Raw genomic sequence first — 21,696 nt, 5'->3', positions numbered from 1 at the left:
AGTTCGGCGAATGAGCTGCACAGGTGTGGTGCGGGTGACGGGTGCGGCGTCCGTTTTCGGTGCAGGGGCACGAACAGCTTTCAGCAGGGGAGTGACATGGAATCCACCGGACAGACGACGCTGACCATCAGCAGCCGCAATTACTCGTCGTGGTCGATGCGCGGCTGGCTGCTCGCGAAGCTGAGCGGGCTCGCGTTCGAGACGGTCAGCGTGCCGATCGATGCCGCGTCGCGCGCGGAGCTGCTGCTGCTGTCGCCGTCGATTCTCGTGCCGTGCCTGACACATGACGGCAACCGGGTGTGGGATACCCTCGCGATCGCCGAGTACCTGAACGAAATCCGGCCGCAGGCGCGGCTGCTGCCTGAGGACCGGCATGCGCGCGCGCATTGCCGGTCGATCTGCGGCGAGATGCATTCCGGTTTCAGCGCGTTGCGATCCGCGCTGCCGATGAACCTGCGCGCTCATTTCCCCGGCTTCCGGATCTGGTCGCGCGCGCAGCACGACATCCAGCGGATCGTGACGATCTGGCGCGAGTGTCTGGCCGCGTATGGTGGGCCCTGGCTGTTCGGCGCGGAGATCGGCATTGCCGACGCGATGTATGCGCCGGTCGTCACGCGCTTCCTGACCTACGACGTGAAGCTGGAGCCGGATATCGCCGAGTACTGCATGCTTGTGCTCGCGCATCCGTTCGTCGCGGAATGGATCGACGCGGCGAAGGCGGAGCAGGAAGACATCGACGAACTCGACATGGAGTTTTGACGCGCATCATCGCAGCGCGCTTTCAATTGCACTACACGCGCCTGCATGGAAATGAACTTCCCGATACAGCCGCGCAACCCGCAAACGTTTTACTTTGATTTCGCCCCGAACCGGGTGCGAATTCCCTAAAGGATGTTGAGCCCGATGACGTAAACGAGTCACGGGGACGACTCGTGACACGCATGCTTTCGACATGCGACGCGCAGTCCGCAACATTCAGCGCAGCAGGGGAATCGACTTGAATCGTCAGCAATCGTGGACGCGTACGGCGGCGCCCGGAGAGATCATTTACTCGGAGGGCTTCGCCGGAGAGCCCGTCATCTTTCTGATTACCGACGGCAAGGTCGAGCTGTCCACGCGATGTGACGACAAGCGCGTCATCGTCGCGACGCTCGGCCGTGGCGAGTTCTTCGGTGAATCGGCATTGCTTGCCGCCGAGCCGCGCGCCCATACCGCGAAGGCGCTTTCATTCTGTCAGCTCACGGTCGTGCCGGCCGGCATGCTCGATGAAGAAATCGAGCGCGTGTCGGCGCTGCTGCGCCATATCGTGCGAACCATGATCCGGCGCGTGAAGCGCAAGGACGACCAGCTCGCGACCTATACGCATGCGGACTTCATGCCCGGCGTGCTGTCGTATGCGCATGTGCTGTCGCTGATGGCCGGAGCCGATGCGCGCGAATCCGGCGACGGATGGGCGCGCCGGCCGATGCAGGCCCACGCGGCCGAAACCTCGGTGCCGCTCGCCGAAGTGATCCGCAAATGCCGCGCGATTGCCGGCCACTCGCGGCCGCACGTGCTCGCGATGCTGCGACGCATGGAGAAGCTCAACCTCGTCACGATCGAAGCCGCGCAGGCCGACCTTGCCGGCGGTGCATCCGACTATGCGGCTTCGTCGGATGCGCGCCAGGTCGTCACGTTCGATGCCGCGCGCGTGATCGATCGCGCGCAGCAAGTTGCCGATCACGATCTCGACGTGTCGATCAACAGCGAACTCGAGCTTATCGAGCTGGCCGATCTCGAATCGCTGATCGGCGTCGAGAAGACGCTGTTGCTCAACAAGCTGTCGAACGGCGAGATTGCCGACGAAGTGTTCGCGTTCCGCAAATCGAAGGTGCTCAGTTACGTCGAGCAAAAGGGCGTCGCGTACTTCTCGCGGCGCAACGCGCGTCGCGGCGGCGACGTGCGCGCGCTGGAGGATCTCGTGCGGGTCGACCAGCGCACGCTGTTCGACGTGATCAGCGCGTTCGATACGTACGATCTCGCGAAGCTGATCGCGAACCTCGACGATCGCGCAGTGGCCGACAAGCTGTTCTCCGTGATGACCGAGGCGCGGCGCAACGAGGTGTCGTGGGTGATGCGCCGCGAGCTCAAGCTCGATCCGATCGAGATCGAGGATATCGAGCAGCGCGTGCTGGATGCCGTGCGCGCGGCCAAGGCGCCTGCGACGGGTGCGGCGTTCGTGGCGTCGGATGCGTCGGATACATGACACGGGGAGGCGTATGGATCTGTTGACCTTGGCCGGTGTGGTGCTGGGCGGCGCGGCGATCGTGTTCGGTTTCGCGCTCGAAGGCGGGCATTTCACGATGCTGTTCCAGTTCGAGGCGCTCGTCATCGTGCTCGGCGGCACGCTCGGCGCGGTGATGATCCAGAACACCTGGGCACGCTTCTTCGACGCGGTGAAGCAGTTGCGGCTCGCGTTCGTACGTGCGCGCGAGGTCGATCGCAAGAACCTGTCCGACCTGCTCGAATGGGGCGATCGCGCGAAGCTCGACGGGCTGCTCGCATTCGAATCGATGGACGTGAGCGGTATCCATCCGTTCGCGCGCCGCGGGCTCGAACTGCTGGCGAACGGCGTGTCGACCGCCGTGCTCGAGGATGCATTGCAGCGCGAACTCGACGCGTACGAGCGCAGCCGCCTGGCCGCCGCGCGCGTGTGGCAGCAGGCCGGCGGTTATGCGCCGACGTTCGGCATTCTCGGATCGGTGCTCGGGCTCGTGCAGGTGACGAGCCATATTCTCGAACCGGCGCAACTCGGGCCGGGCATCGCGGTTGCGTTCATTGCGACGCTGTACGGGCTGGCGTTTGCGAACCTCGTGTTTCTGCCGCTTTACGGCAAGCTGCGCGCGCAGATCGATAGCGAACTGCGGTTCCGCAAGCTGTATCTCGACGGATTGCTCGCGATCTCGCGCAAGGAGTCGCCGCATACGATCGAAACGCGGTTGACCGGTGACGTGCGCGGGCGGGCGGCGGAGTCGCTCGCGTGATGTGCTGCGTTTGCGGTACGACGAACAGGGATCTTCGGCATGACAGCCCGAACTGACGGCGCGATTGCCGCCGATCGCGACGACGATGAAGCCGAAGGCGCGCAGTCCGGACGCTGGCTGATTTCGTACGCGGATCTCATCACGACGCTGATGGTGCTGTTTCTCGCGCTGTATGTGCTCCAGCTCGCGAAATACAACGCGCTCGACGCGCGATACCAGACGCTTGCGCGACACGCTGGTGGCGCTGCGAGTACTGCCGTGCCCGAACGCGCGCCGGCCTGGCTCGCATTGCTCGATTCGTTGAAGACGAACGGGCGGATTTCGCTGGTGAAGGCACCGCACGGTGTCGAGATCGGCATCGACGCGAAGATCCTGTTCAATGTCGGCGATGCGCGTTTGCTGCCCGATTCGGCGCCCGTGCTGAACCAGATCGCACAGGCACTGAGCGAGCACGCGAGCGGCGACATCCTCGTCGAAGGGCATACGGACAGCGTGCCGATCGCGAACGCGAAATACGAATCGAACTGGGAGCTTTCGTCGGCGCGGGCGGGGAGCGTCGTGCGCTACCTGACCGAGCGCGGCGTGGCGCCGCACCGGCTCGCGGCGATCGGGCGGGCCGATACGCAGCCGCTCGTGGCGGGCGACGATGCCGCCGCGCGGGCGCGAAATCGGCGCGTGACGATCTTCGTCGCGTATTGATTCGCGCTGATCTTGCGCGCATAGGCGGGCGCATATGCCCGCCTGTCAACAACATAACGAATCTCGCATGATTGGTATCTGAAGTCAGCGATGCGGTTCTGCGCGTGCATGCCGATAACCCAAACTGGCTCAGACCGAGCGGTTATCGAGGGTTCCCCATGCATTTCTGGCGCAAGCTTTCCATTCAGAACAAGCTGATTCTCAGCATGACGAGTTGCCTGCTCGTGTTCGTCGCGATTTCGAGCGGACTGAGCATCCGTCTGATCGGCAACGCGGTGCGTGACCGCGTCGTCCGCGAGGAGTTGCCGACCGCCGTGAGCGGCATTCGCGCCGACGTGCAGCGGCAGATGGCCGGGCCGATCGCCGCGTCGCGCATTCTCGCGCGTGATGCGTTCCTGCTGCAGTGGGAAGCCGACGGCGAACCCGATGCCGGTACGCGCAACTGGATCCAGCTCGCGAAGAACGTGAAGGACGAGCAGAAGGCGGCGTCCGTGCAGTGGGTGTCCGTGAAGAGCGGCAACTACTACAACGAAGCCGGCCTGCAGCGGAAGGTCACCGACAAGGATCAGTGGCTGACCAGTTTCCTGTCGTCCGGCAAGGCGTTCGACGTGAACATGGATCGCGAGGTGACCGTTGGCGGCTACATGATGTTCATCAACAGCCGTGTGGAACTCGACGGCGCGCCGATCGGCGCGGCCAGCATGAGCCTGTCCGTCGATGCGCTCGCGAAGGGCATTGCCGCTTACCGGATCGGCGAGACCGGGTTCGCGTATCTCGTGCGTCCCGACGGCGCGATCATGATGCATCGCGATACGTCGCTGATCGACGGCAAGCATTTCCTGAAAGACCAGCATGGGCTGCCTGACGATGCGTCGTCGACGCTGCTCGCCGGCAAGCCGTATGCGTACCTGAGCTACAACGGCGACGGCGGCGCGCGCTTCATCGCGACGTCGTTCGTTCCGGAGCTGAATGCGTATGTCGTCGTCGAGGTGCCGCAGGCGGAACTGCTCGGGCCGGTGACGCGCGCGATTCGCAGCGCGGCGCTGGTCGCGGCGGTGGTGGGGCTTGGTGTCGCGCTGCTCGTGATCTGGCTGGTCGGGCGCGCGATTGCCGCGCCGATCCGGCGTGCGGCGACGTTGCTGTCGGAGATTGCGAGCGGCCAAGGTGACCTGACGCGCCGGATGACGGTCGAAAGCCAGGACGAGATCGGGCAGTTGTCGGACGCGTTCAACCGGTTCGTGTCGTCGCTGTCGACGCTGGTTCACCGGATTCGGGCGGCGTCCGCGTCGATCGCGACCGGGTCGGCGCAGATTGCTTCGGGGAATGCGGATTTGAGCGAACGCACCGAAGGGCAGTCGAGCAACCTGGAGCGGACGGCTTCGTCGATGGAAGAGATCACGGCCGTGGTGCGGAACAACACCGAGACGGCGACGACCGCCGCGAAGATGATCACCGGCGCGTCGGATGCGGCAGCGCGTGGCGGGCAGGTGGTGGGCGAGGTCGTGAGCACGATGGAGCAGATCAGCGACGCGTCGCAGCGGATCTCCGAGATCATCGTGATGATCGACAGTATTTCGTTTCAGACGAATATTCTTGCGTTGAATGCGGCTGTGGAGGCGGCGCGGGCCGGGGAGCAGGGGCGCGGGTTTGCGGTGGTGGCTTCGGAGGTGCGGAATCTGGCGCAGCGTAGCGCGCAGGCGGCGAAGGAGATCAAGGCGCTGATCGAACATAGCGCGGGGACGGTGAATACCGGGTCGCGGTTGGTCAGCGAGGCGGGGAAGGTGATGAGCGATGTCGTCTCGCAGGTTCAAGGCGTCAGCGCGATGATGAGCGAGATTGCCGAAGCGAGCCTGGAGCAGAGTGCAGGGATCGATCAGATCGGGGATGCGGTGCAGTCGCTCGATCAGATGACGCAGCAGAATGCGGCTTTGGTGGAAGAAAGCGCAGCGGCGGCCGAGAGCTTGAAGCAGCAAGCGGCGGAATTGACCAAACTGGTGTCGGCGTTCAAGGTGGATGAATAAAGTCCGCGTTGCGTTTTAGAATGAGGCGTTTCTGAGGGGCGGCTGCCGTGGGTTCACGGCAGCCGTTTTACATTCGGGCTTGGTTTCGGGACGTCATAGAAGAATGAAAAGCATTTCCAAACTGAAAGTTGCGGTGGGGGCGGTTGTGCTCCTGGCTCTGATCGCTGTCGTCGGGGCGAAGGCGGTTACGTCGCCGACCGATTCTTATCTCGCGGATCGGAAGAAGGCTGCCGAGGCAGTGAATGCGGCCCGGATGGAAGATCGGGCGGATCTGGACAAGAAATACACGGCCGAATTGAATGCGAAGCTGGTAAAGCTTGTCGGGACGGGCAAGGCGAAAGGGTTTTCCGGAAAGGTGGGGAGTACCGTGCAAAGCGCCGTTCCTGACGACGGGATGACGCCGGGGCCGGACGGGCTGTTCTTCAAGTCGGATGACGGGAAGGTGAATCTCGTTGTTACGACGGTGCCGCTTTTGAAGGCTTGGGCGAAGACGGCGGATGCGGGGCTCAAGTCGACGGATGATGTTGCCGTTATCTTCGATAACGAGACGTTTTATACGGACGTGTTCAGTGATGACGCTGCGGCGTTCCGGTTTGCCGAGCTGCCGGTGAAGCGGAAGCCGACTGATGCGGTGGTGAAGGCGTTGCTGCTGGGGGGAAGCCAGGACGGGGTGCCGGATGGGCCGGACACGTTGGCAGTGTCGGTCAAGCAGGGGGAGCGGGTTTATATCCTCTGGAGGGGCGTGACGGTGCCGGGGATCGCGGCCTGTGGTGCCGACCGAGTGACTGAGGAACAGCGGCAGGAATGTTTCGCGAAGCATCTCCCCGCGCAGAAGAGCTATTCACGGCTTGTGACGGAAGCGCAAGCGATGGTGGATGAAATCGTTCAGTAGGGAACGGTTCGCCGACGTCATCAGAGCGTGTTGGGAATGCACTTGATTGCGGCCATAGGTCCTCTAGTTACGCGGATTGCTCCATTCCGGGGGGATATCACGATGACCGGATTCGGCCAGTTTCCGTCGCCAGTCTGAGTTACAGGATGGCCGCTTGAACGGCCGGTTCAGTTTTGTGACCCGCCTGACGCTCATCCCCTGATATCGGCCAAAGCTGCCGCTGACGCGATCATCATCCTACGGCGGCGGTGGCCAGCTTCGCTGCTGTCAGACTCCCGGGTAGTTCAAACCGGAGTTGAGCTCCGCCAGTCTGCATGTGAATGAGCGAATGCGGTAGACGTTACGTATCCATACGGACGCATTTTGTGGCATATTTCCGAGATAACAGGTGCGCACTTCCTGCGCCGACCCTCGATGTGAAAAGCGATCTTCAATGTTTCGTCACGAATCACGAGTAGAGTTAAATGTAGTCGATGTCGCGAGTATCGGTTTCTACGTACATTCAAAGAATTTGGTAGAAATTCGGGGTTCCAAAAAAGATACATCGAGCCAGTAAAAAATGCTAAAAATTAAAGAATTTACAGTAGAACGACTTCACGATGTTTTTACTTATAATCTTCAGATACCTGTTCGCGGCGAAGATGATTTCGCAATCTTTTATGGCGACAACGGGTCTGGGAAGACAACACTAGAGAAGTTGCTCTTCCATATTTTGTCCGCCGCGCCGAACAAGGGACACTTGCATCGAATTGCGGCTGTTCCGTTCCGATCGATTAAGGTAGTGCTTTCCGATGAAACTGTAGTAAGCGCAGTTCGTGATGGGCCAGTTACGAGCTATCCGGTAATTTTCTCAATAAAAAGACCAAGCGAAAAGGCGATCATTTACTTTTTCGCGCCGGAACGCACTAGGGCGAGATTGATCGCTGAGCGGGTTGAAGTGGCGGTTGCAGAGAATAAAGCATCGGCGAAATTTAACGCAAAATTTCCCGAGCGCATTTCGGCACGCAAGGACTCAATGGTTTATCGCCACGCATACGAATCTCTAGCTAGCAGTTTTAGCGAAGCGAGGCATAAGTCTTACATTGATGGGCTGGCGGATTTGGGAATTCGCCCATATTTTTTGGGAACGGATAGGCGCGTGCTTAGCGACTCTATTGAGCCGTGGGCATATTCCAGCATTCACAAATCGAAAGAAGACGAAGAAGAGGAAATATCGAAACTTCGTGCTCAGTACTTGAAAGACGCAATGGAACGAAGTGCGAATTACCTTCGTCGTCAGATAATCCGGGCTGCGAATACGGGGTCAAAAAACACCAACGATATCTACGCGGAAATCTTCAAAAGAATTTCCAAGCAAAATACCGACATAGATTCCAAGGATGGAGAAGGATTTCGATCTCTCCTGGCTGAGCTATATCTTTTGCAGCGCCGTCATAGGCCATTCGTGGCGCTGGGCTTGATGCCAGCAATCAATATCCAGTCGGTTCTTCCAAAATCGCGAAAAATTATTGGTGCCAGCCAAATTATCCTTAAAGAACTGTTGGTTCCATATGTTGCGACCCTACGCGCTCGCCTTGATGCGATGGAGCCAATTCGGCGATCGATTGAGACGTTCATTCGTGGTTTGAATCTTTTTTTCTCGTACAAATATATTGAGTACATTCCTCCAGGTGGCTTCAGAATCACTGGTCCGAATGATGTTGAATTGAATGTAGAGCAGCTGTCATCCGGCGAGCAACAACTACTTCTTATTTTCTGCCTCATTCTTTCTGCCAGTGATAGCTCCAGTCTGTTTATTATCGATGAGCCTGAAATATCGCTGAATGTAAAGTGGCAGCGTAATTTGATCGACTCAATTAATGACATTCGCGGCGCCTCAAATAATCAAATGATTATAGCTACGCATTCAATCGAGTTACTCACGCAACACTCTGAGCGGGTGGTTGAATTAGATCCCATTGTCGCCCGCAACAGTACGCCAGTCTACGAAACAGAGCAAGAAGATTAAGAGCATGAAGTCAGTACTTGCCGCTTCCTATCGAAAGCAAATTCCTGAAATCGCTGAGCGGCTTAAAAGAGAGCCGAGTATTCGAGAAATGTATGTCGAAGGAATTTACGATCGGGATTTTTATCGGGCCGCACTTAAAAGCCTTGGTATCAATGATGTTCAGGTGTATCCAATTGATATGGTCGATGTTCCGTATGATCTGCTGCAAAAAATAGGCTTAACGTCTGGCGAGCGCCAGAGAGTGCAGGCAGCGGCGTCGCATTTCTTCGAAAAGAAGGACGTGACTCATCAAATCCTATTCCTCATTGATGCTGATTTGGACTACCTGCTTGATATTCCCGATCCGCATCCTCCACTTGAAAGAACTTCAGGAACTTCGACTGAAATTATCATGTGGAACAAATCGGTTCTCGAACGTTTTTTTTCCATTGCCCTCGGCCGACAAGATGCGGCGGAGAAGGCGGGCGAAGTAATGCCGTTTATTGAAGCGATGGTTGAGCAGTTGTGCGTATTTCGGGCCGCGATTTCGGGGAAAAGTTGGTCATTGCCAGAGATGAATGCCTTTTTCTCAAGGAAGAAGGATTTCAAAATGGATTCGTTTTTGCAGCAGGTTGCCAGCAAGAATGCGGCGCACAGGGAGATACAGGAATCAATAATCCCAATCATGGATGAGATTCGAGTGCGTGCAGAGCGCCTCGACATTGGGAAAAGGCTTCACGGACACGATTTGCTTGCTGCTCTGTCAACTAAACTACAGCTCAGCGGATTCAATAATAAGTGCTTGGAGGATGCCAGTGAATTGAATCGGCTGATGATGGCGTCTCTAGAATGGGCGATGGTGCTGGGCGATGAGACCTTAATTAAACTTAAGAATAAGTTTCCGCCGCCGAATAGAAATGTGCGCGGTGTATTCGCTGCGCACGGCGTGTAGTGGGCTCCGAAGGGCCTGCTCAGTTTGTACGACTATCTCGGTCTCCGGGCTTTCGGCTCGGACGGCTGGGGAAATTCCGCGGGCCGCACCGGACCGAATAGTCAAAGTATCAGGGGGGGGCCATAACGGGGGAATTGCGAAGTGATAGAGCCTATCCGAAACTTTGTGTGCGAGGCATAAACTGGCGACCAAGGAGCCACTTTTATGCCTTCACTCGTCGTCAATAAGAGCGTCGCGACGAGGCTTAGACGTATCAAACACATCAACGCGCTTAAGATGATTTCTACACACAGCGCGCATAACAGAACGCTTAGCCTAACCGCAACCGACTCCGTTGCGAACAGACGCATTAACTCTATCAAAGGCACTTTTCGCGTATGGTCGTGAACTGCATGTCTCTTCAGAGGCGAAGATTTTCGGATCTTTGTCATCCTGTGACCTCATAGAACTGATCTTGTCGTCAGTGTCTGTCTACGAGTCGCGTTGTGGAAGCCCGGTGCATGCAGGATGTGCATGTTGCTCGCTCGGTGCGCAGCCTGCGTGCAGGGTACTATCCCGCCTTCTTTTTTCTCCAGTCCCGCACCCAGCGAGCAACAACGACCTCGCTATGGAGCAAGTCAGGCCATTTGTCGCACATATCGCGAGCGAAGGCCGCTGCACTTGGATACTTTGACGGAGACTGCTCCCACATCTGCCACAGTGCGTGCACCTCATGCTTCACCATCTGGATCGGAGATTTCGTATGCCGAGCTCTTGCAGCGCGCGCCATGCGCTCACGGCTAGACGCCATCTCGAAGTACAAGGCCATTTCCATATGGTTGCTCCAACGAGCAATCGACGCGAACTGCCATGCCAGTCCCAACTCGTACAACACACGTTCCTTGTTTTTCGACTTGAAGTGCACAATCAACTGATCTAAAACCGCCAAACCAGTAGCTGCACAGAGATTCCCTATCGTCGCAAATGGTTCTTCCGAAAATTCGAGAAATGGATACTTCATCAGCGAGAGGTAAGGACCATCGTCCGACTCACTGCCCTCGTGCCAACTTTCAAACATGATCAGGAGAGATTCGAGAGGCGTACCTCCGTCTCGAAGCACGGTATTCGCAAGACACTCATCCGTGGAAATCTTGCGGGACCGGTGGGCGGAACGCCAAATTTGATTCCATATCTCGACAGACCAATCGACGAATCTCTGCGCATCTTCGAGTTTGTGTTCGAACATCCTCACGTGGATTCGACCGTCTTGCGCTGTTTCAGTGAAGTCGTAACCTCGGACCTGTTCGCTCAACTCCAGTGCCACCGAGGCGAAATACTCGGGAAACCGCGCCGAAGCTTCATGCGAGAGATACGCCATAAGAACCGCGCTTTTAAATTTGTATCCCATGTGTCGGTCCATTGTTCGATGCGTCGCCGAGAATACAAGGATGGGCTTCGGTAGGTACCGCCGTTCGCCCAGCGACCGCTCCTAGCTGCCCGCAGGCGTGCAGTGCGCACGACCGTTATACCTTAGAACCGGCCATCGCCTCCCCTCAAGTACGTAGGCCCGCTTCGGGTCGTTTTGAGCCGCCAACGGACCACCGGGGAGGTACCCGACGGAGTCCGGTTCGGCCGTCATGAGCCATTCGCGACCAGCGCCCGCACCGGCGCTTAAGTGCCGCAGTGACGCTTGCGGCGATACTCCCGAAACTTGTTCCGCAATCTGCCGCGCCCGGTTGTTTTCATCGCTGTGCTTGCCGTGCAGCAAAATGAGCGTCCTGTTGCCCGGGCGTCCCCGATGAGAGGCCCACTGGAAGGCGTGAACCTCCCGATCATAGTGCCTTTGCTCTGGCGCAAACGTCGGCGCCAGGCGGCGTGTTGCACCGTCCGGATTCGAGGCATCTGCCCCGGTGCGGCCCATGCGATGATGTGCCATGACCGACATGAGAGATGAAATGACGACTACATTCGACGAGGCGACAACGGCGGCGATCGCCGCGTTTGCCCAATTGGATTTCTACACGGCTGTGCAAGCGATGCGTGCCGAGGCCGATTACGACCGTGAACGAGACCAGTGGATCTCGCGCTATATCGACGAGCACGGCGGCGGCGCGGACGATGCAGCATACGACGCCTTGCACGCGCAGGCCCAGGCAACCCCGGAATACGCGCAATTCGTCGATGCGGTTCGCCGGGAAATCCTGGAATACTTCGGCGTGACGGACAATCAACTCGACTGGATGGTCGTGCTGCGCAATGACGACAGCGATGAGCTTTGGGCGGAAGTCAACCGGCAGCGTAGCGCGCTGGGAACCGGTGAAGTGCGTGGAGATCTCTGATCATCGCCCCATTGGGGTCTCAAGTCGTGCTGGGTGCGGGGCTTGAGTCAGGCCGGTCGCGTGGTGCGCTGGGCTCTCAGTTGCTGCAACCGATCCGTTAAGGGAGAGCAAGCTTTTCGCTCGGCCATGAGTAGCCACTCGGCATAATGACCTAAATTGCTGACAATCAAGGCGAAAATAGCCGCTGCTACACTTGCAAACTCCCTACTGTCCTGAATGGCCTCGACATGAGTTGGACGTTTGAACAAGCGATGCAACAGGCTCGCCGCACCCTCTCATCTTTGGCCGGGGCGGTCGGCATTACCATCATCGATGCGGCAACCCGTGAGTTCGATGTCGGTTGGGTCTTCTATTATCAATCATCGCGTTTCCTTGAGACAGGTGACGTTCGGGATAGCCTGGCGGGAAATGCACCATTGTTTGTCAGCCGGGACGATGGCTGGGCCATTTCCGTCAGCTATCACAGGCCAATTACCGAGTCCATCCAAGCCTACCGTGCGTGCGGAGATCCTAACGGATATGAAGAGTCGCAGATTCGTCTAACGCGATGGTCGGCCGGGGCGAATAAGGTTCAAGCGACGCGGTTGATTCGCCAGCATTCACACATGGGTCTCGCGGAGGCAAAGAATTCAGTCGATCGATGTCTTGCGGCGCGTGAGACCGTGATCGAGACGAAGGACGTAGCATCGGCCAAGCAACTCGTGATTGACCTTGCGGAGGTCGGCTTTCACGGGGTCGTCACGTATCGCAGCACCCGGCGCTAGCGATCGGTCGATGGATGACCGCTTACGGTCGATTCGAAGGGCAGTTCAGGGTCGCCGTTTCCCACGATTGAAATGGCCCAGAACCGGCCAGCCTTAGCGACTCGAAGGGCACAGAGGATGCCTCAATCCCGCATCCCGCCCATCCCTCTGCCTAACGGCCAATCCCCCCCAACTCCCCATTTCTGAGATGCCAGCGCGACTACACTGGTCATGAAGCCTTGCTTCTCGCCCATCGGAGTTGGTCGCAGCACCCTTCGCACCGATGGTCGAAAAATCCGTCTTGCCCAACAAGACGCAGCGAAGGGGGAGAGAGTAGAGAAATCCACGGCAACAAAAAGCGCGGGCCGCATGGGCGGCAACCCATACGACCCGCTGACCACCACCAACTCAATGCAGGAGTCGGAAATGGCTAACGCCTATAGTAAGTCACGTCCCAAGAAGCGCAAACTGTACCCCGAGGTTGAGCTGACCCTCGACAACAAGCCTGACCTTCCGCAGGATGGCCAACCGTACATGCGATGGATGCGCGCCATCGACGCGCATTTCGAGATGTTCGGATTCAAACCGGGCGATCGCGTCTATCTCGAGTTCAATTTTGATCTCCGAAAGATCACCATCACGCCAGACCACAGCGCGCTGAACTGGCGAGAGCAGCCTTACGGCGAGGCTGCCCAGGAAGACGAGGCGAAATAAACAGCAAGGGCCGCTTTGCGCGGCCCTTGCGGGTGCATCGAAAGCTTTGCACGAACGCGACTGACTGCCGGGGCGAACTGCCCCGGCCATGGTCTCGAATAGTGCGATTCGCGCTCACAGCCACCTTCAACAACTGTCACGACCGCAAGGCACGTGAGGCCGCGCCACGCGTGTCGAAACAATCGAATGCATCCGGATTCAAGCGATGACTTGAATGTCAGCGTGCGCGCGCAAACGACGTCTCAACGCGCGCCGTCCCGCGCCTTCACGATCCGCCCGCGCTGCAGCACATAAGCGACGTGTTCGCCTTCACCGGCCACGACGCCGATATCGTTGAGCGGGTTTCCGTCGAGCACGACCATGTCGGCAATCGCACCGGCGGCGACGACGCCCAGTTGCCCCGTCATATTCACGATCTCCGCCGCCACCGTCGTCGCCGACCTGAGCGCTTCCAGATTCCCCAGCACCTCAGCCCGAATCCGAAATTCGCCGGATTGAAATGAGTGCATTTCCCCAAGCAGATCCGACCCGAACCCCATCTTCACCCCGGCCTTCGCATAGATCTCCAGCGACTCGCGTCCTTTCTGCTGCACGGAAGCCACCTTTGCCACGGAGTCCGCCGGCATCCCGAACTCCGCTCCATGTTTTGCAAGCGCGTCATAAGTAACAAGCGTAGGCACCACAAACGCCCCATGCTCATGCATGAGCTTCGCGGCTGCTTCATCCACGAGGTTCCCGTGCTCGATCGTCCTTACCCCGCATCGCACAGCCCGCGCAATCGCCCGCCCCGTATACGCATGCGCCATCACATAAGTATTCGCGGCTTCGGCTTCATCGACGATGGCCCGAATCTCGTCCTCCGAATACTGCGTGTTGGCAATCGGATCAGTCGGCGAAGCAACCCCACCGGAAGCCATGATCTTGATCTGCGTCGCGCCTTTCTGAATCTCTTCGCGCACGGCGAGCCGCACACCTTCAACGCCATCCACGACCCGCGCAATCGCCCCCGTCCGAAAACAGCACGAACAGGGCTCCAGCAAATCCCCCCGAGGCCGAAAATCCCCATGCCCGCCGGTCTGCGACAACGCCTTCCCCGACGGAAAAATCCGCGGCCCCGAAACCAGCCCCGTCTCGACCGCCTGCATCAACCCCCAATCCGCCCCCCCGGCATCCCGCACACTGGTAAACCCACGCGACAACATCGCATCGAGAATCGGCAATGACCGGATCGCCGCGAGAATATTCGGCTGCACCGCATTTGCGCCGAGATTCGCATTCGAAGCGAGCACGTGCACGTGACAATCGATGAACCCCGGCATCACGGTCTTGCCGCGCACGTCGATCACCTGAGCATTCGGAAAATCCACCGGTCGATCGGTGATTTCGACAATCCGCTCGCCGTCGATCACGACATGATGATGTTCGAGCAACACGCCTCGTTCGAGGTCGAGAACGTTGCCGCCTTGAAGCACGGTAATGGTCATGGGGAAATATCCTTATCGAGTCATGGAGGCAGCCCGCTTCGCATCCTTCACGAAGCGCGTCCCGACGAAACTGACTGCCGCCGCGAGGATCACGTAGAAGGCGGGCGCCATATTGCTGCCGGTGCGGGCGATAAGCCACGTAATCAGGAACGGCGCGAACCCGCCGAAGATCGTCACCGCGAAGTTGTACGCAACGGAAAGCCCCGTCGACAGCACCTTGGTCGGAAACAACTCCGCAAACGCCGCGAGGATCGGCCCGGTATAGGTCGCGATCAGCACGCCGAACACGGCCTGGAACACGATCAGCGACGCGAACCCGGGCGCATGGTTGATCCACGCGAACATCGGCCACGCAAGCACGAGGATCGCGAGCGCCGAGCCGGACAGGAACACGCGGCGCCCCCACACGTCGGCGAGCCTGCCGACGATCGGCGAGCAGCACATGATCATCAGCCCGCCGACCATGCCGGCCGCGAACCCGGTCGACTGCGGCAGATGCAGCGTGCGCACGGAATACGTCGGCATGTAGAAGAGCAGTACGTAGGTGCAGACGGTCCACAGGATGACCATCGAAAAGCTTGCGAACGTCTCGCGCGGGTAGGTGGACAGTACTTCCTTCAGCGGGGAGCTTTCCTTCGCCTGCGCTTCGACGGCACTGAACGCGGGCGTCTCGTCGATATGGCTGCGGATGAAGTAACCGACCGGCCCGACGATGATCCCGAGCAGGAACGGCAGCCGCCAGCCCCAGCTATGCAGCGCCTGCGCGTCGAGCGACGTCGTGACGAACGTGCCGGTCGCCGCGCCGAGCAGCACCGCGAAACCGATGCTCGACTGGATCCAGCTCGAGTAATACGCGCGTTTCTCCGGCGGCGCGTATTCGGTGAGGAACGCGGTGGCGCCGCCCATCTCGCCGCCGGCCGAGAAGCCTTGCAGCAGCCGCGCGACGACGATCAGCAGCGGCGCGGCGATGCCGGCCTGTTCGTAGGTCGGCGCGATCCCGATGAGCGCGGTGCCGGCCGCCATCAGCAGGATGGTGAGCGATAGCGCGGCCTTGCGTCCCACCTTGTCCGCATAGACGCCGAGCACGATGCCGCCCACCGGCCGCATGAAGAAGCCGACGCCGAACGTCGCGACGGTCAGCAGCACGGACGTCAGTTCGTTGCCGGTCGGAAAGAACAGCTTCGCGATGATCACCGCGAAGAAGCTGTAGACGGTGAAGTCGAACCATTCGAGGCCGTTGCCGATCACGGTCGCGACGATGGCGCGGCGGCGCTGCTGCACCGCCGCATCGATGGAAGGCGCGGCGCGCGGGGAAAGCGTTCCTTGCATGGTCTCTTCCTTTGTCAGAAGACGGGACGGCTGCCCCGCGTGAATCCCATGCTAAGGACAGCCGGATTTTTTTCTGAAACGAAAGATTCGCATGCACGCATGCGCTGTACGCATGCATCGCGCTCACGGCGCGATCTGCTTCTCCGCCTGTTCGAACAGCCAGCGCGTGAACAGGCGGGCGGCCTGGTTCTGCGCGCGGTCGTTGGGCGAGATCACGTAATAGCCGCCGCCGTGGCTCGCGGACGCTTCCGTTACGCGTACGAGCAGGCCGGCTTCGATGCATGCGTCGATCATGTAGCGCCAGCCGAGCGACACGCCCTGGCCGAGAATGGTCATCTGCACGATCTGCGGATAGGAGTTGATCGTGATGTCCTGCGGCTGCGCCTTCTGCCGGTCGACGTCGTTCATGTCGAACCATTCGGACCAGGACATCCATTGGCGCTGCCCGTCCTCGAGGCGCAACAGCGTCTCGTTTGCGAGATCGGCCGCGTCGAGCGTGCGGCCGGCCAGATAGCCGGGCGCGCAGACGGGAAACACTTCCTCGTCGAACAGCCGGCGCGCGGTGTATTCGGCCGGCGCTTGCTGGCGCACGTAGTAAACGCCGACGTCGAATTCCGCGGGCGACATCGACGCAAGGCCGTCGCGCACGATCAGGCGCAGCTTGATGTTCGGATACGCGGTGCGGAAGTTCGGCAGTCGAGGCGTAAGCCATAGGAGCGCGACGCCGGACGAGCACGCGATCGTCAGTTCGAGGTCGCCATACGGCTTCATCACGTCTTGCGTGGCTTCCGCGCATTGGGTGAGCAGGTGGTGGACCTGTGTCGCGTATTGCTCGCCGGCGATCGTCAGCCGCAACGAACGATGCTCGCGGACGAACAGCGAGCGGCCGAGGAATTCCTCGAGCTGCTGGATCTGGCGGCTGATCGCGCTTTGGGTCAGATGCAGTTCGGCGGCGGCTTTCGTGAAGCTTGCGTGCCGCACGGCGGCTTCGAACGCGACGAGGCACTGGAGGGGCGGCAGAGGCGTGATACGCATGGCGGGCGGGGGAGTCGATGGCGCTGCCGACATGATACGGGTGGATCGAAAGGAAATCACAAGGCGGGAAGGGCGCTGCGGATGCGCCATATTCATGCGAAGATTGAGCGAAATCACACTGGCACTCGCCCGAGAACGACGTGACCCGATCGAACCCTGAGAGCAAACCGGAGACAGCCCATCCACCCTGGATGCCCGTCGCCCTAGCCGAACTCGGCATCCGTCGCCACCCGCCCGGCAGCATCAACTCGCGCATCGTCGAATACAACAACCAGACGAACCTGGTCGGCTATGACGACAAGATTTCCTGGTGCTCGTCGTTCGTCAACTGGTGCATGACGCACGCCGGCATTCGCGGCACGGGCTCCGCACTCGCGCGCTCGTGGCTCGAATGGGGCCGGCCGCTGGAGCGTCCGGTCTACGGCTGCATCGCGATCCTGACGCGCGATGATCCCGCAAGCTGGAAAGGGCATGTCGGGTTCTATCTGCGTCACGACAACGAACACGTGCATCTGTTCGGCGGCAACCAGTTGGAAGAAGTACGCGAACTCGCCTACCCGCTGAACGAAGTGATCGGATACCGCTGGCCCGACGCCGGATGACCACGCCGCCGCAACGCCAACAAAACTTCAAACACCGCCTTTTCCGCCGCTGCTAATCTGTCGCACACACCGCATTGACCCACGCGGAGCTCGTCGGCGCGCAAGCCCACGGAACCTCCGCCCCCACAAGGAGCCTGCAGTGCAAACCGGTAATCTCCGTCTCTACGCGGATGCGCAATACACGAGCCCTTACGCGATGTCGGTCTTCGTCGCCCTCGAGGAAAAAGGACTGCCGTACGAACTGGTGACCGTCGATCTCGGCAACCGCGCGCATTTCGCGCCCGACTATGCGGCGACGTCGCTGACGCAACGCGTGCCGACGCTCGTGCACGACGATTTCGCGCTGTCGGAATCGTCGGCGATTACCGAGTATCTCGACGAGACTTTCCCGGGCACGCGGCTCTATCCGGCCGATCCGCGCCAGCGCGCACGGGCGCGTCAGGTGCAGGCGTGGTTGCGCAGCGACCTGATGCCGATCCGCACGGAGCGGTCGACCGAAGTGCTGTTCTACGGCCCGACGAGCGAGCCGCTGTCGAGTCTGGCGCAGGCTGCCGCGCAGAAGCTGTTCGCGGCCGCCGACAAGCTGCTCGCGCCGGGCGCGGCAAACCTGTTCGGCGAGTGGAGCATTGCCGATGTCGATCTGGCGGTGATGCTGAACCGTCTGGTGCTGAATGACGATCCGGTGCCGCAGCGTCTCGCCGACTATGCGCGTGCGCAGTGGGAGCGGGCGTCGGTGCAGCGCTGGGTGAAGCTGAAGCGTCCGCCGCTGTAACTTGAACGCGGTCGCGCCGGTGGAACCGGGCGGCCGCGCTTGCGTAAAGGTTCAGGCCGTCGACACGGCCTGCATTCGTATCAGGCACTGGCTTCAATTCTTCGCCACAGCCTCCGTCTCCATCTCCGGCCCAATCGCTGCACCATTCCTGCTCCACCCACCCCCAAGCGACCGATAAAGCGCGACCGCTGCCAGCGCATGCTCGCGCTTGACCTGATTGAGCGAATCCGAATCCCGCAGATACACCTCCTGCGCGGACAGCACGTCCAGAAAATCCGTCGCGCCCCCCTTATAGAGCTGATTCGCCAACCCAAGCGCCTTGTCGGAAGCCGCCAATGCACTACCGAGCCGCCGCGTCGCCTCATCGGAGCTGACGAGATTCGCACGTGCATCCTCGACTTCCCTCAACGCCTGAAGCATCGTCTGCCTTAACCCGAGTTCCGACTCGCGCATCCGGCTTTCGCTCTGCGTGATATCGGCCGTGATGCGTCCCGCATTGAAGATCGGGCTCGTCGCGCTCAACGCCGCGCTGAACAGGTTGTCGGTCAACGTAGGCAACCCAAGATACGACGCTGCCAGAATCCCGTCCGTCAAATTCAGCGAAAACTTCGGATACCGCTCGGCCTTCGCGCCCCCCACTTGCGCAGCACGCCGCTCGACCTGCGCATAAGCAGTCAGCACATCGGGCCGCCGCAACAGAGCCTGCGAAGGCAACGTCCCCGGCGCACCAACCGGCGGCGCAGGAATTTCACCAGCCTGCACCAACACAAGCCGATCGACCGACTCCGGCGTCCGCCCCGAATACACGGCAATCAGATTGAGCTGATGCGAAATCTGCGCCTGCGTCGGCGGAATCCGCGCTTCGAGCGCATCGAGCTGGTTCTGCGCGCGCGTGACGTCGAGTTCCGTCGACAGCCCGAACGCCTGCCGCTTGCGCGTGAGTTCGAGCGCGTGCTGCCGGATCTTCGCGTTGTCCTGCAGGATCTTCAGTTCCTGCTGCGCCCAGCGCAGATCGACATACGCGGATGCCGCATCGGCCGCGAGCGCGAGCCGCATCGCATCTTCCGCATGTTTCTGCCCGACGAGCTCGGCCTGCGCGGCGAGCAGATCGAGCCGTTCGCCGCCGAACACGTCGGGCGACCAGCTCAGCGCGAGCCCCACGCCGGCCTGCCGCACATAGCCGAGCGGCGGCGGCGTGTTCTGGCGCGCGTCGGCCGCATGCGCGGTTGCGTCGAGTTCGGGCAACAGCACCGCGCGCTTTTGAACGGTCAGCGCCTGCGCCTGCTTCACGCGTTCGGCGGCGGCTTGCAGGTCGAGGTTGCCGTCGAGCACGGTTGCGATCAGCCGGTCGAGCACGGGATCGTGGAATTGCGCCCACCATGCGGCGGCGTCGATGTCCGCGCGCGGCACGTCGGTATCCCATGCGGTGGGCGCGAGCGTCTGCACGGATTCGGGCAGCGCCGGATGCTGCGCGGGCTGCACCGCACACCCTGCGGCGAACACGCTGACGGCAACGGCGACGAGTAGCTTTTTCATGATGAAGATCTCAGTGCGCGTCCGGCGGCGGCGCGTTCAAAGTAATGGGTTTGGAAAACACGACGGCAAGCAGCGCGACGACGAAGCACAGCGACAGCGCGTAGTACGCATCCGCATAGGTGAGCGTCAGCGCTTCGCGATAAATCAGCCGATGCAGGTTCGCGAGCCCGGCCTGCGCGGTGTTCAGCGTATTGCCCGCAACAGCCGTCCAGTACGCGGCCTGATGGTCGAGCAGCGACGCGATCTGCGGCTCGCCTGCGCTCACGTGCTCGTTCAGGCGCAGGTAGTGGAAGTTCAGCCGGTCGTTGAGCATCGTCGCGCTCACCGCGATGCCGATCGCCCCGCCGAGATTGCGCATCAGGTTGAACAGCCCGCTCGCCGATTTCAGCCGCGACTGCGGCAGAGAGCCGAGCGCCATCGTCACGATCGGCGGCACGCTGAACTGCTGGCCGATTCCGCGCAGCGCCTGCGGCAGCAGCAGCTCCCGCCAGCCCCAATCGTGCGTGATCGGCGTGTACAGGTAGCAGCCGAGACCGAAGCAGATGAGCCCGAACACGAGCAGCGCGCGCATGCTGAAGTAGCGCGCCGCGAACGCATACACGCAAAGCGCGAGCAACTGGAACGCGCCGACCGACAGCAGCGCCATGCCGATCTGCAGCGAGCTGAACGCACGTACCTGCGCAAGAAACAGCGGTGTCAGGAACACGGTCACGAAGATCCCGATGCCGGTCACGAACGACAGCAGGCTGCCGATCCCGAAGTTGCGCACGGCGAGCGCGCGCAGGTCGACGATCGGATCTTCTGCGGTCAGCGCATGCACGATGAACAGGAAGCCGCAGATGCCGGAGATCCATGCGCAGATGACGATCGCGTCGTCGCCGAACCAGTTCTTGCGCGGGCCTTCTTCCAGCACGTATTCGAGGCAGCCGAGGAAGCCCGACATCAGTACGATGCCGAGATAGTCGCCGCGCTTGATGAGGCTGAGGTCGGGTTCGTCGATATGCACGTAGCGCGGCACGAGTGCGGCCACGGCGATACCCGGCACGAGGTTCAGGTAGAACAGCCAGTGCCACGACCATTGATCGGTGATCCAGCCGCCGATCACGGGGCCGATCGCCGGCGCGAGCGACGCGAGCGCGCCGATGGTGGTCGACGCGATCAGCCGCTGCTTGCCGGGGAACAGCACGAACGCGGTGGTGAACACGGTCGGGATCATCGCGGCGCCGAGCGCGCCCTGCAGCCCGCGAAACAGGATCATCGAGTTGATGTCCCACGCGAGCCCGCACAGCATGCTGGTGATCGTGAAGCCGACGGCCGACGCGACGAACAGCCAGCGCGTCGACATCACCTTCGACAGCCAGCCCGACATCGGGATCACGATGATCTCGGCGATCAGGTAGGCCGTCTGCACCCACGACAGCTCGTCCTGGCTCGCGGACAAGCCGCCGCCGATGTCGCGCAGCGACGACGCGACGATCTGGATGTCGAGCGTCGCCATGAAGAAGCCGACGCACATCAGCGCGAACGCGAATACGCGCTGCCTGGTCGGTTGCGACGCGGGGTCGCCGGAAAACGCGGTGGTCATCGTC

At 60.6% G+C, this 21,696-nt stretch carries 19 protein-coding genes; 13 read left to right on the top strand and 6 right to left on the bottom strand.

The window, feature by feature from the left end:
• Window positions 1-96 precede the first annotated feature (96 nt).
• The 8 genes from JYG32_RS24440 (at window position 97) to JYG32_RS24405 (ending at window position 9,574) form a co-directional block, all read left to right on the top strand.
• On the top strand, window positions 97-759 hold the full coding sequence (locus tag JYG32_RS24440; RefSeq protein WP_174378878.1) for a glutathione S-transferase family protein: 663 nt from the start codon (window positions 97-99) through the stop codon (window positions 757-759).
• Window positions 760-997: 238 nt separating this feature from the next.
• Window positions 998-2,245 carry a cyclic nucleotide-binding domain-containing protein gene (locus JYG32_RS24435; protein ID WP_213267266.1) on the top strand — a complete coding sequence of 416 codons (1,248 nt, stop codon included), beginning with the start codon at window positions 998-1,000 and terminating at the stop codon, window positions 2,243-2,245.
• Between the two features lie 13 nt (window positions 2,246-2,258).
• Window positions 2,259-3,023 carry a flagellar motor protein gene (locus tag JYG32_RS24430; RefSeq protein WP_096474947.1) on the top strand — a complete coding sequence of 255 codons (765 nt, stop codon included), beginning with the start codon at window positions 2,259-2,261 and terminating at the stop codon, window positions 3,021-3,023.
• Window positions 3,024-3,062: 39 nt separating this feature from the next.
• Window positions 3,063-3,722, top strand: coding sequence for an OmpA/MotB family protein (locus JYG32_RS24425; protein ID WP_213267265.1), 660 nt, complete (start codon window positions 3,063-3,065; stop codon window positions 3,720-3,722).
• A 158-nt stretch (window positions 3,723-3,880) separates the two neighbouring features.
• The gene (locus tag JYG32_RS24420) at window positions 3,881-5,743 is read left to right on the top strand and encodes a methyl-accepting chemotaxis protein (RefSeq protein ID WP_213267264.1); all 1,863 of its coding nucleotides are present in this window, start codon (window positions 3,881-3,883) and stop codon (window positions 5,741-5,743) included.
• A gap of 103 nt (window positions 5,744-5,846) precedes the next feature.
• Window positions 5,847-6,635 carry a hypothetical protein gene (locus tag JYG32_RS24415; protein WP_213267263.1) on the top strand — a complete coding sequence of 263 codons (789 nt, stop codon included), beginning with the start codon at window positions 5,847-5,849 and terminating at the stop codon, window positions 6,633-6,635.
• Between the two features lie 559 nt (window positions 6,636-7,194).
• The gene (locus JYG32_RS24410) at window positions 7,195-8,643 is read left to right on the top strand and encodes an AAA family ATPase (RefSeq protein WP_213267262.1); all 1,449 of its coding nucleotides are present in this window, start codon (window positions 7,195-7,197) and stop codon (window positions 8,641-8,643) included.
• Window positions 8,644-8,647: 4 nt separating this feature from the next.
• Window positions 8,648-9,574, top strand: coding sequence for a DUF4435 domain-containing protein (locus JYG32_RS24405; protein ID WP_213267261.1), 927 nt, complete (start codon window positions 8,648-8,650; stop codon window positions 9,572-9,574).
• 550 nt (window positions 9,575-10,124) lie between these two features.
• Here JYG32_RS24405 and JYG32_RS24400 read toward each other — a convergent pair.
• Window positions 10,125-10,961: a hypothetical protein gene (locus tag JYG32_RS24400; protein ID WP_213267260.1), complete on the bottom strand. Its 837-nt coding sequence runs from the start codon at window positions 10,959-10,961 to the stop codon at window positions 10,125-10,127.
• Between the two features lie 547 nt (window positions 10,962-11,508).
• Here JYG32_RS24400 and JYG32_RS24395 point away from each other — a divergent pair.
• From JYG32_RS24395 to JYG32_RS39075, 3 genes are all read left to right on the top strand, one after another.
• Complete coding sequence (locus JYG32_RS24395; protein ID WP_213267466.1) at window positions 11,509-11,892, top strand: ATP-dependent protease; 384 nt, start codon at window positions 11,509-11,511, stop codon at window positions 11,890-11,892.
• Between the two features lie 227 nt (window positions 11,893-12,119).
• Window positions 12,120-12,656: a YrhB domain-containing protein gene (locus JYG32_RS24390; protein WP_213267259.1), complete on the top strand. Its 537-nt coding sequence runs from the start codon at window positions 12,120-12,122 to the stop codon at window positions 12,654-12,656.
• Window positions 12,657-12,866: 210 nt separating this feature from the next.
• On the top strand, window positions 12,867-13,349 hold the full coding sequence (locus tag JYG32_RS39075) for a hypothetical protein (protein WP_249744865.1): 483 nt from the start codon (window positions 12,867-12,869) through the stop codon (window positions 13,347-13,349).
• A 242-nt stretch (window positions 13,350-13,591) separates the two neighbouring features.
• Here JYG32_RS39075 and JYG32_RS24380 read toward each other — a convergent pair whose 3' ends face one another.
• From JYG32_RS24380 to JYG32_RS24370, 3 genes are all read right to left on the bottom strand, one after another.
• Entirely contained in the window at window positions 13,592-14,833 is a 1,242-nt protein-coding gene (locus JYG32_RS24380) for a metal-dependent hydrolase family protein (RefSeq protein WP_213267258.1), read from the bottom strand.
• A gap of 12 nt (window positions 14,834-14,845) precedes the next feature.
• Window positions 14,846-16,162: an MFS transporter gene (locus tag JYG32_RS24375; protein ID WP_213267257.1), complete on the bottom strand. Its 1,317-nt coding sequence runs from the start codon at window positions 16,160-16,162 to the stop codon at window positions 14,846-14,848.
• A 123-nt stretch (window positions 16,163-16,285) separates the two neighbouring features.
• Entirely contained in the window at window positions 16,286-17,197 is a 912-nt protein-coding gene (locus JYG32_RS24370) for a LysR substrate-binding domain-containing protein (protein ID WP_213267256.1), read from the bottom strand.
• Window positions 17,198-17,388: 191 nt separating this feature from the next.
• Here JYG32_RS24370 and JYG32_RS24365 point away from each other — a divergent pair, with 191 nt between their 5' ends.
• Both JYG32_RS24365 and yfcF read left to right on the top strand, forming a co-directional pair.
• Window positions 17,389-17,799 carry a TIGR02594 family protein gene (locus JYG32_RS24365; RefSeq protein WP_213267255.1) on the top strand — a complete coding sequence of 137 codons (411 nt, stop codon included), beginning with the start codon at window positions 17,389-17,391 and terminating at the stop codon, window positions 17,797-17,799.
• Window positions 17,800-17,938: 139 nt separating this feature from the next.
• Window positions 17,939-18,571 carry a glutathione transferase gene (gene yfcF, locus JYG32_RS24360; protein WP_213267254.1) on the top strand — a complete coding sequence of 211 codons (633 nt, stop codon included), beginning with the start codon at window positions 17,939-17,941 and terminating at the stop codon, window positions 18,569-18,571.
• Window positions 18,572-18,664: 93 nt separating this feature from the next.
• Here the strand turns inward: yfcF and JYG32_RS24355 are convergent, their stop codons facing one another.
• Both JYG32_RS24355 and JYG32_RS24350 read right to left on the bottom strand, forming a co-directional pair.
• Window positions 18,665-20,107 (bottom strand): efflux transporter outer membrane subunit, encoded by a 1,443-nt coding sequence (locus JYG32_RS24355; RefSeq protein WP_213267253.1) that lies wholly within the window; start codon window positions 20,105-20,107, stop codon window positions 18,665-18,667.
• 10 nt (window positions 20,108-20,117) lie between these two features.
• Window positions 20,118-21,692 carry a DHA2 family efflux MFS transporter permease subunit gene (locus JYG32_RS24350; protein ID WP_213267252.1) on the bottom strand — a complete coding sequence of 525 codons (1,575 nt, stop codon included), beginning with the start codon at window positions 21,690-21,692 and terminating at the stop codon, window positions 20,118-20,120.
• Window positions 21,693-21,696: the final 4 nt, after the last annotated feature.

Origin of the sequence: Burkholderia pyrrocinia (assembly GCF_018417535.1) — a bacterium.
In the GTDB taxonomy this organism is placed as follows: domain Bacteria; phylum Pseudomonadota; class Gammaproteobacteria; order Burkholderiales; family Burkholderiaceae; genus Burkholderia; species Burkholderia pyrrocinia_E.
Note: the sequence above shows the minus strand (reverse complement) of the source record. Positions and strands in the feature narration are given on the sequence as shown.